Below are 15,880 nucleotides of genomic sequence, written 5' to 3' on the forward strand. Positions count from 1 at the left end.
CAGGCAGGGCTAACGCTAGTCTTCTAATTTGCGCGCTTCGGAAATCAGCATGATCGGCACCCCGTCGCGGATCGGGTAGGCGAGCCCTGCGCTTTCGGACACCAGCTCGTTGCGGGCGCGATCGTAGGAAAGACGTCCCTTCGTCAAGGGGCAAACCAGCAGCTCAAGCAGCTTGGGATCGGCATTGCTCATCCTGTCGTCCATGGCGGCGATCCTACTGCAGCACAGTACCGGCCTCGCCCGAGCCCTGGGCAAGAACGATCTCGGTGATGGCGATCAATGTTTCGGCCCGCGTCCTCAGGTCAGGCGCTTCCAGCAGCGCCTGCTTTTCGGCGGGACCAAAGGGAGACATCATGGAAAGCGAATTGACGAGGACACGATTGCCTGCGCGCTCCACGCTTTCCCAATCGGCTTCCAGCTGGTTCGCATCCAGAAACGCGCGGAACACCCGCAGCAGATTTTCGCGGTCCACAGCGTCCTCATCATACTCGCCGGAAAGATCGGCGATGAAGGGCGCGTGCCGGAAACTGCGATAGGGCTTGCCCACATCCACCTCTTCCAGCAGGCGGAAGCGGCAGATGCCAGTGAGCGAAATGACATAACGCCCATCCCCGGTTTCCGAAAAGGAAGTGATGCGACCAAGACATCCGACAGCGCTCAAAGGACCACCGTCATGCCCCCCCTCAATGACGTGAAGGGCCGGCTGCACCATCCCGATGACCCGGTGGCCGGCCAGTGCCATATCGATCATGGCGAGGTATCTAGGCTCGAAGACATTGAGCGGCAGGTGGCCTTCCGGCAAAAGCAACGCGCCCGACAATGGAAATACCGGCACAGTTTCCGGCAAATCGTTGTTCTTCACATATCTCGCATTTCCGACATGCATGGGATCAAGCCCCCTGTTCACCGCTGCCCGGCCGGCGGATCAACTGCCATGGCCGGGATATGCCCGCATTACGAAAACAAGATCGCCGAAAGCTTCCGGCGCCCGGCCACACTTGCCGGATCCTTGAAGCCCCAGGCCTCGAAAAACTCCAGAAGCTGGCGGCGCGCGCCGTCATCATCAAAGGTTCTGTCCTTGCGCATGACATAGAGCAGATGATCCGCTGCCTCATCCCGCCGCCCTTGAGCATTGAGGACCTTGGCAAGCTTCACACGAGCCTCGTAATTATCGGGATCGAGCGCGAGATCACGTTCCAGCGCCACCGGGTCGCCAATCTTGCGGGCTTCTTCATATTGCGCGATCTTTTTCGAGACGAGCTGAATGCCAGCATCTGCAGCCACTTCCGCCGGCAGGGACGAGAGGAGTTCGCTTGCCCGTTCATATTGTCCAACGGCAATCATGCATTCGGCAATACCAGCGATTGCGGCGGCGTTTTCGGGATCGGCCTGCATAACCGCGCCGAACAATTGTGCCGCGCCATCATGATCGCCATCCGCCAGAAGCTGCTTTGCCTCTGCCAGAACCGCTTCGATCTCAGCTTTCGGATCACCCGCATCAGGTCCGGCGATCTTGTCGATGAACTGCTTGATCTGGCTTTCCGGTACCGCGCCCATGAAGCCATCCACCGGCCTGCCATCCAGGAAAGCGACGATGGCGGGAATGGACTGGATGCCGAGTTGTCCTGGAATAGACGGGTGATCGTCGATATTCAGTTTCACAAGCTTCACGCGGCCATTCGCCTCGTTTACTGCCTTTTCGAGAACCGGCGTCAGCTGCTTGCACGGGCCGCACCATGGTGCCCAGAAATCCACCAGAACCGGCTGGTGGCGCGATTCCTCGAGAACATCCTTGGAGAAGGCCGCCGTTGTGGTGTCCTTGATGTGACCGGAAGACGCGCCGTTCAGCTCCCCGCCATATTGCGCGTTGCCGGACATCTGCCCGCCATAGGAACTGCCGTAAGGATTGTTCGTGCCGCTCATGCCGGTCTCCCGTAATCTCTGTCGTATTGTCTTGGTTGAAGCAAAGATCGTATCTCACTCGCTGACTTTCAAGACAAGCGGCGTGTGGCCGGTCGCCTCCAGGAAGCGAATGAGGTCTTTGTTTCCTATCGTCGTCGTCTGGTCGTTGGAAAGCGGGTGACCGTTGATCAGCTCGTTTTCCAGAAGATCGCTGTCGAGTACGAAGGTGATCTGCCCACCCGTGTCGTTGATGGCGCCGAAAACCGTGACAGATCCCGGCACGACACCCAGATATTCAAGCATTTTTTCCGGCCTGCCGAAGGATACGCGGCTTGCCGCGCCAATCGTCTTGTGAACGCTTTTCAGATCGACGACCGCGTTCTCCTCAACGGTCAGAACGAAATATTGATCCTTCTTGTCCTTCACAAAAAGGTTCTTCGTGTGGCCGCCCGGGATTAGATCACGCAACGACTGGGATTCGGCAACGGTGTAGACCGGCTCATGCTGTTTTGTCTTATGCTCGATGCCGAGCCCGTCCAGAAACGCGAACAAGTCCGCTGCCGTCTTCGGAGAATTTTCCGCCATATCCTGCCGCCTGCCTTTGCCGATTCCGATATCCTATCCGTCATGATTAAGGGGGCAACCGCGGCTTGGCAACGCGTGAAAAAGCGACGGCGCGAAAATTCCCAATCATTTCCGCCGCTTGTCGCATTTCTCAAAGAAATTTTCGCGTTTTTGTCATTTCCCTGTTGCATTCCAAAATCGATTGAGCGATATAGCGCCCGTCGCCGCATTGCGGTGGCCCACGGTTCAGCGTACTACCCCGGACCGATGGATTTGAGCGGGTGTAGCTCAGGGGTAGAGCACAACCTTGCCAAGGTTGGGGTCGAGGGTTCAAATCCCTTCGCCCGCTCCAAAATTTCCCAGTACACAGTTATTTGCGTTATTTCGATTGCTTGTGAAGACACCGCTCCTGCTCTGTCGGCTTAGCGTGCACGATTTTTGTCGGGCGACATGTAACCAGGCGGAACTTATGGCGAGGATATCCGTTCTTGACGCGAGGCTCCTAACCTCAGTTCCCCTCTGAATTGCCCGCCGCGAGCGGGCATTTTTTGTCACCCCGTGAAAATACCATTTGGCACAGGGAACAGCTTCCGGGCGCATCGCGTTTTCCTGCGTTGTTCAACGCGAGGGGATAGCTCATGTCCATAAATCTCAGACGAACTTGTGTGGTTGCCGTATTTGCCGTCCTGTCCATCCCGGCTGCTTCTTTCGCTGCCGACATGATCACTTACGGAAGGGGAACGGCCCCGAAATACAAAGTGGACCATCATCCACGTGCCGTTGCAAATGTCTATGCTGCCGGCGCGCCCTTACGCTGCAACGAGAATATCGTGTCTTACCGCTCCCCCTACGAGCGGCATACGGAAGTGGTTACTCTCTGCCATCCGCCGCTAAACTGGCAAACAGAGTCTTCTACCGCAACAATATGGTCGCCTTGATCTTGTCATAATTCATTTGATGTGCTTTTGTTCGCTCGCCCTTGTGGGAGGGGGTAAAGGTTGAGACCCGCTGGCTGTTTCGATACGGCAAGCGGGTTTCCCTTTTTTTGGCGTCCGGCCAGCCACGCGCAGTGCGAGGAATGTCGCAAATTCTCAACGCACGTCCAGAAGAAGACGCAAACTTTGCTTTTCTCATTGAAGATGAATGGTAGCGGGAGAGGGACTTGAACCCCCGACACGCGGATTATGATTCCGCTGCTCTAACCACCTGAGCTACCCCGCCACAGGGAAAACGTGACAGCCATGTGACCGTCCGCTCCATCAGGATGAGCGGCTTATAAGGTGCCGCTCCCCAAAGTGTCAAGCGCATGACGCGCAAAAAATTCGCTTTCCACACGGCGGTGAAAACCGAATTGTTTCAGGCAGCAACCGGCTTTTCCAAAAGCGCCTTCAGCGAAGCCTCGGCGTCCACCGAGCGTTCCGAACGTTCGATGAAACCACCACCGTAAACGCGGGCATCCGCGCCCGGTGCAGAATAGAGCACGCAGGCCTGACCGGGAGCGACACCCGCCTCGCCGGTCATCAAATCCACGTAGATGCCGTTTTCATCGGCATGCAACATCGCTTCGGTTGGCGGGCGGGTGGAGCGCACCTTGGCGAAGCAGGTAAAGCCCTGCCCGGCCTCGTCCGCGAGCGCGCCATCGCCAAGCCAGTTCATGTCTCGCAGATAGACACGGCGGGTCTCCAGCGCCTCCCGCGGACCGACGATGACCCTGCGGCCACGCGCATCGAGATGCACGACGTACAGCGGCTCTCCAGTCGCGACACCAATACCCCGGCGCTGCCCGATGGTATAATGCACGATACCGTCATGGCGGCCGAGTACGCGCCCGTCCAGATGGACGATATCGCCCGCCAACGCCGCATTTGGCTTCAGCTTGTTGATGATATCGGTATATTTGCCCTGAGGTACGAAACAGATGTCCTGACTGTCGGCCTTCTTGGCGACGACGAGACCCATGTCTTCCGCCAGCGCGCGTGTTTCGGCCTTGGAGAGACCGCCGAGCGGAAACCGCAGATAGTCGATCTGCTCCTGCGTCGTTGCAAACAGGAACCAGCTCTGGTCACGATCGCTATCGATTGGGCGATAGAGCGCGCGGCGCCCTGGTTGGCCGGCAACGGGATTGGGACGCGAGCGGATGTAGTGGCCGGTCGCCAGCGCATCTGCGCCGAGCTCCTGAGCAGTGGCGAGCAGATCGGCGAATTTTACCGTCTGGTTGCAGGCAACGCAGGGGATCGGCGTTTCACCCATCGCATAGGCTTCGGCAAAGGGATTGATGACGGTTTCGCGGAACCGCGCTTCATAATCCAGCACATAGTGGGGAATGCCGAGCGTTTCGCAGACCCTGCGCGCATCGTCAATGTCCTGTCCCGCACAGCAGGAGCCGGCGCGGTGCACAGCCGCACCGTGGTCGTAAAGCTGGAGAGTTATGCCGAGGACGTCATAGCCCTCGCGCTTGAGGATACCGGCCACAACCGAAGAATCGACGCCACCGGACATGGCGACAACGATCCGGGTGTCTTCCGGCCTCTTGTCAAAATCGAGCGTATTCACGTTTTTTCCCATCGTCAGTCATAACGGGGGTAAAGGCCCCGCCGCCTGTCGGTCATCCGCTGCGGGAAGCCTTAGTCGAAAAAGACTGTCCTGCCTCGCCATCATGCGGATTTAAGGGCTGCATATAGAAAGGAATGGCCGCGCACGCAAGTACGGGGCGGAAAACCGCCCCGTAAAGCCATCAGAGTGAGGTGGTGACCGGTTGTTAAGCGCCCGCCGTCTTCTGGCCGCTGCTGCCAATCCACTTGTCGCGCTCCCTCCACAGGGCCGGCAAAGCCAGCAAGCCTATTGCGGTAAGGGCGATCAGCGTCTTGCTGACCTGCGACAGTTCGGCCATACGGCCATCCAGATAATAGACGCCATAGACGATAGCCACGTGCCAGACATAGACCTGAAGCGAATGGCGGCCGAGCAGCTGCAGGAATTTCAGCGAGAGCACCCAGATCACGCCCTGCGCAATCGAGCGGACGATCGGGCGGTGATGCTTCGGACCGGCGATCACCAGCCAAGTGAGACCCACACCAACAGCAAGGAAATTGATGAGGTAGACCGGGCCGAAATCGGCACGGATCTCCATCGTGGAGAACTTGCCCATCACGAATTCCGGCATCAGGCCCCAGGCGGTTGCAATACGAAGCGGCATGAAAAACAGGCAGATGAGAAGTGCCGCCTTCGGAAGCCATGTCTGTTGCGGTGAGAAGATCGCCTTCCACGGAATGCGGTTCTGCGCCGTCATCGCGCCCAGCACCAGCGCCGAGTAGAACACAAGCTGCCAACCGAGAAGGTTGAAGCTGACACGGATACCCTGCTCGTCGGCACCCTTGACGAGTTCATTGAGCGGCGTCGTCACGATCTGCTGAAGACCGAGCTGGCCGGCCATCCAGACCAGCAGCGAGCCTGCCATGACATAAGCCCATTTGCCGTCGAGGCAGAGTTTAACGAGGACGGGTGCGAACAGCATGTAAACAATGTACTGCGGCAGAATATCCATGAATGTCGGCTGGAAGAGGAATGTGGCAATCGCCGCCAGACGCAGCGGATCGTCGAACGACGTCATGCCCAGCCAGTTGTACCAGATGTACGGCGCATGCGGGATGACCATGCGGAAGAACAGCACGGCGATGACGAGACCCATCGCATAGCGATAGAGCTCCATCGCTCGGTTCCAGATCATCTGTTTGCCGGCATCATAGCCATATTTCATCATCTTGCGGGCATAGACCATGCCGATCAGCAGACCGGACAGAAAGACGAAGCCCTGCGCGTCTTCCACGAAGGCAAACTGGCGGTGATTGATTTCCACCAGCCAGAAACCGCCTGCAAACACCAGATGGTTGATCAGCATGAAGACGAGGAAGTAACCACGCATCCCGTCGATCAGGTCAAAGCGTTTCATCTCGATAGCTCTCCGTTCTCGCGGGCCGTGCATTGCCCGGCCACCCAGCCCGGCTTGCGGGAGGCGGGCCGGGAATTGGATTGTCAACGCTGTTTTGCGCCTGTGGTTCCCTTCCCAAAGCGGTTTAGAACCGGCGCGAAAAGTAACATTGACGTGTACGCATGCTGGTTAGGATGCGCGGACTGAACACCGGATGAATGAAAAACGGCAATTCCGTGGAGCAAAAGAGCTATGCGTCAGCGCCACACCTCGACGAAGAGGGCGCAAACCCCTGCATGGCAGGGAAAACGCGGACAGCCACTCGCGGGACGATACAGATATCACCCGTTAGATTTATCAGACATTTTTTTGGAGAGTTGTGATCTGCCACCGCGATCACTGAATTATCGACGAAAGACAATGTCGCGGCATCACGCATCGCGGCACGCGGAAGCCCGGAGGTTGGTAAAACCTCCGGGCTGTTTCATTCAGACAAGACTACGCGTCGTCTCAGGCAGCGGCCTGAATGGCGGCGACCTGCCAGTTGTCGTTACCGCCACGGCGCACGAAGGTCCACATTTCCACCGCTTCGGACGGATGCTGCTCGTCCCCTTCGATCACCTTGCCGGAGGTGCGGTCGCGCATAATGTCGATGGCAGAGTAGCGCATGGCTACCGTTGCATAGTCCTGGCCCTCTTCGTGCCAGGCTTCGGCAACGTCGCCCTGCAGCAGCGTTACGTCGCGCACGTCGTTTTTCACGCCGCTCGTCGCGTTGTCGCTCAGTTCCTCAGCAAGATAGGACATGGCTTCCGGCGTCGTCAGCTTGCGCAACGTACCGTAATCTTCTGCCCCATAGGCAGCCTGAACATCCTGCAGCATTTTCTGGAAGACTTCGAGATCGCTCTGGGTAATGCCAATTTCGTCACCTTCGGACATTGCATTGGCATGTGCCACCGGCTTTGCGGTTGCGGCAGTGGCCGCGGCTGCGCCGCCCGCAGCACCGGCAAGCGCACCGATCTTCGGAATCTTGAATGACGATGCGGAAGGACCTGCCTGCGGGCCGCCATTAAAGGAGGAGCCGGAATGATCCGTGCGCTGCGATCCGCCTGCGCCACCAAAAGCCGGCTGGCCCTGACGGCGCGATGCGAAGAAGCGCATGGCGAACATGACCAGAAGGCCAATCAGCGCCACCTGCAGCAACATACCGAAGAAACCGGCCATGCCGCCGAAACCGCCGCCCATGAGCATGCCGAACAGGCCACCCATCAGCAGTCCGCCCATCAAGCCACCCATCATGCCGCCAAACAGGCCACGGCTCTGCTGCGGTGCCTGCGCACCGGGACGCGCCGGCTGTGCAGCACCGGGCGTCGCCTGGTTTTGCTGGGTGTTAGGAGTCATGCTGCGGTTGATAGGCGCGGTCTGGCCGGGGGCGGTGCTGGTCGACGGCGGCGCGGAAAACGTCCTTGTGCCGCGGCTACCGAAACCGCCGCTCGCACGGCGTGCTTCCGCCATATCGACGGCTACGAAAGATACCGCGATACCAAGCGCGGCGACTGCGAACAAACCTTTGAAGCGCCGAAAGGCAGCAAACATCACTATCTCCTGTTGGCCACCCTCCCATGAGCGGCATATCAGCACGCGATATAGCAACTCATGATCATCATTTTTAGTATGCCCGCCTTAAATTTTTCGTGATATGCAACCAAAGAGAGAAACACGCACACGTTTCGGTGAAACCGGCGGTTCAGAAACAAAAAAACCGGCACAGGGTTTCCCCTGCACCGGCCCTTATTGTCCCCTTGGGAGGAACGATAGGTATCAGTCGATGTTGAATGTCAGCGGCCTGACCTGGCGGATTGCCGGGTTGGCGCGCAGCTTGTCCAGCACGTCTTCGGAAACCGGACCATCGACATAAAGAAGCGCGATGGCGTCGCCGCCTTCCTTTTCACGACCGAGCTGGAAGTTGGCAATGTTGACGCCAGCCTCACCAAGCGTGGTGCCCATGAAGCCGATCATGCCGGGAACGTCGGTGTTGGTGATGTAGATCATGTGCGATCCAACATCCGCATCCATGTTGATGTTCTTGATCTGGATGAAGCGCGGCTTGCCATCCGAGAACACCGTACCAGCAACCGAGCGAACTTGGTTTTCAGTCTTGACCGTCAACTTGATGTAACCGTCGTAAACGCCGGTCTTGTCACGCTTGACCTCGGACAGGATAACGCCCTTTTCCTTGATCATAACAGGCGCGGAAACCATGTTCACATCCGCAACCTGGCTGCGGATAAGGCCCGCCAGCAACGCGCTGGTCAGCGCCTTGGTGTTCATGTTGGCGGTTGCGCCATCATAAAGGATTTCGATTTCCTTGGTGGCGCTTTCCTGCACCTGACCGACGAAGGAGCCGAGAACATCCGCCAGACGGATGAAGGGCTTCAGGCGCGGTGCTTCTTCCGCCGTGATCGATGGCATGTTGATGGCGTTGGAGACGGCACCCTTGACCAGATAATCGGACATCTGCTCGGCAACCTGAAGTGCAACGTTTTCCTGTGCTTCCGTGGTCGAAGCGCCGAGATGCGGCGTGCAGACGACATTGGGAAGACCAAAAAGCGGGCTTTCGGTGGCGGGCTCGACTTCGAAAACGTCAAAGCCTGCACCGGCGACATGGCCGGACTTGATGGCGTCGGCAAGAGCCGCCTCATCCACCAGACCGCCACGGGCGCAATTGACGATACGTACGCCCTTCTTGGTTTTGGCAAGGTTTTCGGCATTGAGGATGCCGCGTGTCTTGTCGGTCATCGGCACATGCAGGGTGATGAAATCGGCCTGCGCCAACAGCTCGTCCAGCTCAACCTTCGTCACGCCCATTTCCTGCGCGCGCTCCGGCGACAGGAAGGGATCGTAGGCCAGAACGTGCATCTTCAGGCCAAGTGCGCGCGAGCAGACGATGGAGCCGATGTTGCCGGCACCGATGACGCCGAGCGTCTTGCCGGTGATTTCGACACCCATGAATTTCGACTTTTCCCACTTACCCGCCTGCGTGGAGCTATCGGCAGCCGGAAGCTGACGCGCGACCGCGAACATCAGCGCAATCGCATGTTCGGCAGTGGTGATAGAGTTGCCGAACGGCGTGTTCATGACGATGATACCGCGGCGCGAAGCGGCCGGGATATCGACGTTATCGACGCCGATACCGGCGCGGCCGATGACCTTGAGATTGGTCGCCGCTTCGATCAGCTTTTCGGTCGCCTTCGTGGCGGAACGAATGGCAAGACCATCGTAATTGCCGATGATTTCAGCCAGCTTGTCCTTGTCCTTGCCGAGTTTCGGCTGGAAATCGACTTCGACGCCACGATCACGGAAAATCTGGACGGCGGTTTCCGACAGTTCGTCGGATACGAGTACGCGAGGTGCCATGGTTCAGGGGCTCCTTGAAAAACGGTGCAGTTTTAAAAGCGGGAAATCGGCGGCCCTGCATCAACGCAGGGCCGGTATCAAAATCAGGCGGCAGCCTTGGAAAGTGTTGCCTTCTGCGTCTGGTAGGCCCAGGCGAGCCAGGGCATGACGGCTTCCATATCGGCCGTCTCGATGGTTGCGCCGGCCCAGATGCGCAGACCGGACGGTGCGTCACGGTAAGCGCCGATATCGAGGGCGACATTTTCCTTTTCAAGCAGGGCAACGATGCCCTTGGCGAAATCCGCCTGCGCAGCAGCATCCAGCGCCTGTACGTCGGGATCGACGATCTTCAGGCAGACGGAGGTGTTGGAGCGGGTTTCCGGCTTGACGGCCAGGTTGGCGATCCAGTCGTTCTTCTCGATAAAGTCGTAGATGACCTTGGCATTGGCATCAGCACGGCCAATCAGCGCCTTCAGGCCACCAAGGTTCTTCGCCCACAGCAGCGCGTCGATATAATCCTCAACGCAGAGCATGGACGGGGTGTTGATGGTTTCGCCAGTGAAGATGCCTTCGATGAGCTTGCCGCCGGAGACCATGCGGAAGATTTTCGGCAGCGGCCATGCCGGCGCGTAGCTCAGCAGACGCTCGACAGCGCGCGGCGAAAGGATGATGACGCCGTGGCCACCCTCGCCGCCCAGAACCTTCTGCCAGGAGAAGGTGACGACGTCGAGCTTTGCAAAGTCCATATCCTGCGCGAAGGCTGCCGAGGTGGCATCGCAGATCGTCAGACCCTTGCGGTCAGCAGGAATGAAATCGGCATTGGGAACGCGGACACCGGAGGTGGTGCCGTTCCAGGTGAAAACCACATCGCGGTCGAAATCGACTTCTGCCAGGTTCGGCAGCAGGCCGTAATCGGCCTCCAACTTCCGTACGTCCTTCAGCTTCAGCTGCTTGACGACATCGGTAACCCAGCCGGCACCGAAGCTTTCCCAGGCAAGCATATCGACGCCGCGTTCACCGAGCAGCGACCAAAGGGCCATTTCAACGGCGCCGGTGTCGGACGCGGGAACGATACCGATGCGATAATCGGCGGGGACATTGAGAATTTCACGGGTGAGATCGATGGCCTGCTTCAGCTTGGCTTTGCCAACCTTGGCGCGATGCGAGCGACCGAGCGGCGCATCGGAGAGAGCATCTAGCGACCAACCGGGGCGCTTCGAGCAGGGACCAGAAGAAAAATGCGTATTGCCCGGACGGAGGTCCGGCTTCACTATATCTGTCATTTGACTACCCTTTCAGATAGGCGCCTCTCGTTAGGGAGAGGTGTCCTGACGCCGTTGCTATTCCTCTCACCGGCCTCCGTCAAGCGGAATATGTCGCTACGCATGAGAATTTTAGTCCATATGCGTCATGCGACGAATTGGATACCGCTGAAAACAAAAGCCGCCCGCACCGGAGGAGGATGCGAACGGCTTGAAGCTAACAGTCGGGCGTGACGTTTATTTATAAACGGCAGGCTGCAGCGGAATATCGGCAGGCGGCATGTATTGCGCGGTATCGCAGCCGTTAAAGACATAACGGCCACCGACGCGAACCTCATGCGAATACAGACCCTTGTCGCGGCCAGGACCGCCACCATTCGCAAAATCGAACATGTCGCCCTTGTTGATCTGGCGGAAGCGGTAACCGACATCTGCCTTCAGATTACAGGTAACATCGATCGATGCACCGGCCATCAGGGCATAGGCGAAGCGCCACTTGCCTCTGCCACCGTGTTCGGTGGTCGGGTCGCAGCCAAGGCCATTGGTGCTGCACGAGGTATTGCGCAGCTTATCCCATTTGACGTAGGAGCCGCCGATACCGCCACCAACATAGGGCGTGATGCGGCCATAGGTACCAAGATCGACATAGGCGTTTGCCATCAGCGTGTATGCTCTAAGCGAGCTGAGATCCGCTGAAACGCAGGGACCCGGCACGGAACCACAGCCGCCGATGGTAGACCCGCGGAAATCCGATTTACCCATGTAATCGAAGGTTACGTCACTGCGGAAATAGTTGTTGAACTGATAACCGACACCGGCGCCGACGATGTAGCTATCCTTGACATTAGCCGTATCGAAATCGGCGAGATAACCACCCGGTCCACCCTGATAATAGTTGGCGCCGCGAAGCTTGTTGAAGGAATAACCGACGTCGCCGCGCAGATACCAACCACTTGCCTGCGTGATCTGCACTTCGGGTGCCTCTACATAGGCAGGTGCAGGTTCAGCTTGATAAAGATCGGCAGCGAAGGCGCTCGTGCCGGTCATCAGAACGGCCAGAATGCCGGCCAAAGCGTTTTTCATGACTTCCACTCCAGAAGAGGCACCTGCCGTTGCGGCAGCAAATGCCAGTGAACTGTTCAGTCACGGAGATTGGCGTAAAATGGTTAAGTCCCGATTAACCACGATCATTCACTATATTTATTAGGCAATACTCAAAGAAAAAGCCGACTCGAAAGCCGGCTTTTTCTTTTCACATTTGGCGGCGCAATTTATGCAGCCGAGCGGGCATTGGTGATAACGCCGACGAGATCGTTGACGATCTGCTCCACCTTCGCACTATCGTCGCCCTCCGCCATGACGCGGATCAAAGGCTCCGTACCGGAGGGGCGGATAACGAGGCGGCCATTATTAGCCAATGCGCTTTCCGCATCGGCGATCGCCTGCTGCACGATCGGGTTTTCCAATGGCTTGCCGCCGGAAATACGGACGTTCTTCAAAAGCTGCGGCACAGGCTCGAACTTGCGGCAAACCTCGCTGACGGTAAGGCCCGAACGTTTGACCTTGGCGAGAACCTGCAAAGCTGCCACCAGCCCATCGCCGGTCGTGCCGTAATCCGACAAGACGATGTGGCCGGACTGCTCACCGCCGACGTTGAAATTGTGGTTGCGCATATGTTCGACAACATAACGGTCGCCCACCTTGGTGCGGGCAAGGGTGAGACCCTTGTCGCCAAGGAAACGCTCAAGACCGAGATTGGACATCACGGTTGCGACGATGCCGCCACCACGCAGGGTATTGTCGGAAGCCCAGCTGTCGGCAATCACCGCCATGAGCTGGTCGCCATCGACGATCTCGCCGCGTTCGTCGACGATGATGACACGGTCCGCATCGCCATCGAGCGCGATACCGATATCGGCCCGCACCTCATGCACCTTTTTCTGCAGGGCTTCCGGGTGGGTGGAGCCGCATTCGAGATTGATATTGATGCCGTTCGGCTCGTTGCCGATGGTAACGACTTCGGCGCCCAGTTCCCAGAGTGCTGCGGGAGCCACCTTGTAGGCAGCGCCATTGGCACAGTCGATGGCGATCCTGAGCCCGCTCAGCGTCACATCACGCGGCAGGGTACGTTTGACGAATTCGATATAGCGGTAGATATCGCCATCCACGCGCTTGGCGCGTCCGATCTCGCTCGGCTTGGCGAGCTGGGCATAGAGATCCTTGTCGAGAAGATCTTCGATTTCCAGCTCAAGCTCGTCGGAAAGCTTGTATCCGTCGGGTCCGAAAAGCTTGATTCCATTATCGGAAAACGGGTTGTGCGACGCCGAGATCATTACGCCGATATCGGCACGCAACGAGCGGGTCAGCATGGCAACAGCGGGGGTTGGAATGGGCCCGAGCAGGAAGACATCAAGGCCGGCCGCGGTGAAACCTGCGACCAGCGCGTTTTCCAGCATGTAGCCCGAAAGCCGGGTATCCTTGCCGATCACGACACGATGGCGATGATGGCCCCGGCGGAAGATCGTTCCGACCGCAATGCCCACACGCATCGCCAGATCCGGCGTCATGGGAAAGACGTTCGATTGTCCGCGGATACCATCGGTTCCGAAATAACGGCGTGCCATTTGAACTCCAAATCTTTCGGGCATTCCGGCATAGCATAAAACTACCGGAAGCGTTTTTGGCTAAATGCCACAAACCACGATAAACAGCACGTAAATTACCGCAAAAATGGCTTATATCTTGTTACCAAACTGAAAAGGCCACCCGGAAAACCGGATGGCCTTTTTCAATAGTCGTCTTGGCCACGCAATCAGTGCGGCTGTGGCTCCATGCCGCCTTCAGCCTCGCCGTCGCCCTTGGCTTCGCCGTCACCCTTGACTTCGCTTGGGCCGTCCTTCTTGGTGCCTGCTTTCGGAACAGCCGAGCCGCGGCTGCCAGGAGAATCGTCACCCAGATCGCGTGCCGGCTTCTCGCCCCTCAGCAAAGCCTTGATCTCGTCGCCAGTGAGGGTTTCGTATTCCAGAAGACCCTCGGCAATAGCAACGAACCCGTCGTGATTGTCCGTCAGGATACGACGTGCCTCTGTATAGGCCTCGTCGATCAGGCGGCGGACTTCGGTGTCGATCGTCTGAGCCGTTGCCTCGGAGACATTCTTGGACTGCGAGACGGAATGGCCAAGGAAGACTTCCTGCTGGTTTTCACCATAGGCGACCTGGCCGAGAGCGTCGGAAAAGCCCCATTGCGTTACCATGGCGCGGGCAAGCTTGGTGGCCTGCTCGATGTCCGAAGATGCGCCGGAGGTGATGTTTTCCTTGCCGAAGGTCAACTCCTCGGCAACGCGGCCACCCATCATGATCACCAGACGCGACACCATCCATTTGTAACTCATGGAGTAGCGGTCACCTTCAGGCAACTGCATGACCATGCCGAGTGCACGGCCACGCGGAATAATTGTCGCCTTGTGCAGCGGATCAGCCAAAGCAACCTTGAGCGCGGTAATCGCATGCCCCGCCTCGTGGTAAGCGGTCAGTTTCTTTTCCGCTTCGGTCATGGCGGAGGAGCGGCGTTCCGCACCCATCATGATCTTGTCCTTGGCGTCCTCGAACTCCTGCATGGTAACCACGCGCTTGTTACGGCGAGCAGCCATCAGGGCGGCTTCGTTGACGAGGTTCATCAAGTCAGCGCCCGAGAAACCGGGGGTGCCACGGGCCAGAACCTTGAGATCGACATTCGGAGCCAGCGGCACGTTGCGAACGTGAACCTTGAGAATGCGCTCACGGCCGACGATATCCGGGTTCGGCACGACGACCTGACGGTCGAAACGGCCGGGACGCAGAAGCGCGGGATCGAGAACGTCCGGACGGTTGGTGGCGGCGATGAGGATAATGCCTTCATTCGCCTCGAAGCCGTCCATCTCGACCAGCAGCTGGTTGAGCGTCTGTTCGCGTTCGTCATTGCCACCGCCGAGACCGGCGCCGCGATGACGACCGACAGCGTCGATTTCGTCGATGAAGATGATGCACGGCGCATTCTTCTTGGCCTGCTCGAACATGTCACGCACACGGCTTGCGCCGACGCCGACGAACATTTCCACGAAGTCAGAACCGGAAATGGTGAAGAACGGCACATTAGCTTCACCCGCGACGGAGCGCGCCAGTAGCGTCTTACCAGTACCTGGAGGGCCGACCAGCAGCACGCCGCGCGGGATCTTGCCGCCGAGGCGCTGGAACTTCTGCGGATCGCGCAGGAATTCCACGATTTCCTCAAGGTCCTGCTTGGCTTCGTCCACACCTGCGACGTCGTCAAACGTCACGCGGCCGTGCGCTTCCGTCAAAAGCTTGGCCTTTGACTTGCCAAAGCCCATCGCGCCGCGCGAACCACCCTGCATCTGCCGCATGAAGAACAGCCAGACGCCGAGGATGAGGAACATCGGCAAAAGCGTGCCGAGATAGCTCAAAAAACCGGAAGAACCGTCGCTCTCGGGACGCGCGACGATGGTGACGTTCTTGCTCTGCAAGCGCTCCATCAAGCTGTCGTCGATTACTGGGGAATAGGTCTGAAAGGCCGTGCCGTTCTCGGTATAGGTTCCGAGAACCCGGTTACCGGTGACGGTCACGTCGCGAACTCGCCCGGAATCCACATCGCGGAGAAACTGGGAATACGGAATTTCCCGCGAACCCGTTTGCGTCGGCGAAGTCTGGAACATGCTGAACAAAGCGATCAGCAAGAGGGCAATCACGGCCCACAAGGCGAAATTTCTGAAATTTGGGTTCATCGAACTCCCCGAACTCACACGGACATGTTTGCTGCCCGCTATTACTCGACCCTA

The 15,880-nt window shown here is 58.2% G+C and carries 12 protein-coding genes and 2 tRNA genes; 1 reads left to right on the forward strand and 13 read right to left on the reverse strand.

Annotation, left to right across the window (positions count from 1 at the left end; genetic code table 11):
• Positions 1 to 15 precede the first annotated feature (15 nt).
• The 4 genes from F617_RS0107170 to F617_RS0107185 form a co-directional block, all read right to left on the reverse strand.
• A complete protein-coding gene (locus F617_RS0107170; protein WP_003511371.1) occupies positions 16 to 204 on the reverse strand; it encodes a Trm112 family protein in 189 nt (62 codons plus the stop codon).
• 10 nt (positions 205 to 214) lie between these two features.
• Positions 215 to 886, reverse strand: a complete 672-nt coding sequence (locus F617_RS0107175; protein WP_003511372.1) for an LON peptidase substrate-binding domain-containing protein — start codon at positions 884 to 886, stop codon at positions 215 to 217.
• Between the two features lie 68 nt (positions 887 to 954).
• Positions 955 to 1,923, reverse strand: coding sequence for a thioredoxin (gene trxA, locus F617_RS0107180; RefSeq protein WP_019564893.1), 969 nt, complete (start codon positions 1,921 to 1,923; stop codon positions 955 to 957).
• A gap of 54 nt (positions 1,924 to 1,977) precedes the next feature.
• Positions 1,978 to 2,487: a prolyl-tRNA synthetase associated domain-containing protein gene (locus tag F617_RS0107185; protein WP_019564894.1), complete on the reverse strand. Its 510-nt coding sequence runs from the start codon at positions 2,485 to 2,487 to the stop codon at positions 1,978 to 1,980.
• A gap of 256 nt (positions 2,488 to 2,743) precedes the next feature.
• On the opposite strand from F617_RS0107185, the gene F617_RS0107190 reads away from it, so the two are divergent.
• Positions 2,744 to 2,818 (forward strand) — tRNA-Gly (locus tag F617_RS0107190).
• Positions 2,819 to 3,610: 792 nt separating this feature from the next.
• On the opposite strand, the gene F617_RS0107195 is transcribed toward F617_RS0107190, so the two are convergent.
• The 9 genes from F617_RS0107195 to ftsH form a co-directional block, all read right to left on the reverse strand.
• A tRNA-Met gene (locus F617_RS0107195) sits at positions 3,611 to 3,687 on the reverse strand.
• Between the two features lie 135 nt (positions 3,688 to 3,822).
• Complete coding sequence (mnmA, locus tag F617_RS0107200) at positions 3,823 to 5,019, reverse strand: tRNA 2-thiouridine(34) synthase MnmA (protein ID WP_019564895.1); 1,197 nt, start codon at positions 5,017 to 5,019, stop codon at positions 3,823 to 3,825.
• 205 nt (positions 5,020 to 5,224) lie between these two features.
• Positions 5,225 to 6,415: an OpgC family protein gene (locus tag F617_RS0107205; protein ID WP_019564896.1), complete on the reverse strand. Its 1,191-nt coding sequence runs from the start codon at positions 6,413 to 6,415 to the stop codon at positions 5,225 to 5,227.
• A gap of 489 nt (positions 6,416 to 6,904) precedes the next feature.
• On the reverse strand, positions 6,905 to 7,987 hold the full coding sequence (locus F617_RS28300; RefSeq protein WP_003511377.1) for a Tim44 domain-containing protein: 1,083 nt from the start codon (positions 7,985 to 7,987) through the stop codon (positions 6,905 to 6,907).
• A 225-nt stretch (positions 7,988 to 8,212) separates the two neighbouring features.
• Positions 8,213 to 9,808: a phosphoglycerate dehydrogenase gene (gene serA / locus F617_RS0107215; protein ID WP_003511378.1), complete on the reverse strand. Its 1,596-nt coding sequence runs from the start codon at positions 9,806 to 9,808 to the stop codon at positions 8,213 to 8,215.
• Positions 9,809 to 9,891: 83 nt separating this feature from the next.
• Positions 9,892 to 11,070 carry a phosphoserine transaminase gene (locus F617_RS0107220; protein WP_003511379.1) on the reverse strand — a complete coding sequence of 393 codons (1,179 nt, stop codon included), beginning with the start codon at positions 11,068 to 11,070 and terminating at the stop codon, positions 9,892 to 9,894.
• A gap of 216 nt (positions 11,071 to 11,286) precedes the next feature.
• Positions 11,287 to 12,132 (reverse strand): outer membrane protein, encoded by an 846-nt coding sequence (locus F617_RS0107225; RefSeq protein WP_003511380.1) that lies wholly within the window; start codon positions 12,130 to 12,132, stop codon positions 11,287 to 11,289.
• A gap of 188 nt (positions 12,133 to 12,320) precedes the next feature.
• Positions 12,321 to 13,673, reverse strand: coding sequence for a phosphoglucosamine mutase (glmM, locus tag F617_RS0107230; RefSeq protein ID WP_003511381.1), 1,353 nt, complete (start codon positions 13,671 to 13,673; stop codon positions 12,321 to 12,323).
• A gap of 188 nt (positions 13,674 to 13,861) precedes the next feature.
• A complete protein-coding gene (gene ftsH, locus F617_RS0107235; protein WP_013761814.1) occupies positions 13,862 to 15,826 on the reverse strand; it encodes an ATP-dependent zinc metalloprotease FtsH in 1,965 nt (654 codons plus the stop codon).
• Positions 15,827 to 15,880: the final 54 nt, after the last annotated feature.

Source organism: Agrobacterium sp. 10MFCol1.1, assembly GCF_000381165.1.
In the GTDB taxonomy this organism is placed as follows: Bacteria; Pseudomonadota; Alphaproteobacteria; order Rhizobiales; family Rhizobiaceae; genus Agrobacterium; species Agrobacterium tumefaciens.

Bases quoted from the DNA above. Each gene is read 5' to 3' on its own strand.
- F617_RS0107170 (WP_003511371.1), bottom strand. From the start codon at position 204: ATGGACGACAGGATGAGCAATGCCGATCCCAAGCTGCTTGAGCTGCTG.
- F617_RS0107225 (WP_003511380.1), bottom strand. From the start codon at position 12,132: ATGAAAAACGCTTTGGCCGGCATTCTGGCCGTTCTGATGACCGGCACG.
- serA (WP_003511378.1), bottom strand. From the start codon at position 9,808: ATGGCACCTCGCGTACTCGTATCCGACGAACTGTCGGAAACCGCCGTC.
- trxA (WP_019564893.1), bottom strand. From the start codon at position 1,923: ATGAGCGGCACGAACAATCCTTACGGCAGTTCCTATGGCGGGCAGATG.
- F617_RS28300 (WP_003511377.1), bottom strand. From the start codon at position 7,987: ATGTTTGCTGCCTTTCGGCGCTTCAAAGGTTTGTTCGCAGTCGCCGCG.
- F617_RS0107205 (WP_019564896.1), bottom strand. From the start codon at position 6,415: ATGAAACGCTTTGACCTGATCGACGGGATGCGTGGTTACTTCCTCGTC.
- ftsH (WP_013761814.1), bottom strand. From the start codon at position 15,826: ATGAACCCAAATTTCAGAAATTTCGCCTTGTGGGCCGTGATTGCCCTC.
- F617_RS0107220 (WP_003511379.1), bottom strand. From the start codon at position 11,070: ATGACAGATATAGTGAAGCCGGACCTCCGTCCGGGCAATACGCATTTT.
- glmM (WP_003511381.1), bottom strand. From the start codon at position 13,673: ATGGCACGCCGTTATTTCGGAACCGATGGTATCCGCGGACAATCGAAC.
- F617_RS0107185 (WP_019564894.1), bottom strand. From the start codon at position 2,487: ATGGCGGAAAATTCTCCGAAGACGGCAGCGGACTTGTTCGCGTTTCTG.
- F617_RS0107175 (WP_003511372.1), bottom strand. From the start codon at position 886: ATGCATGTCGGAAATGCGAGATATGTGAAGAACAACGATTTGCCGGAA.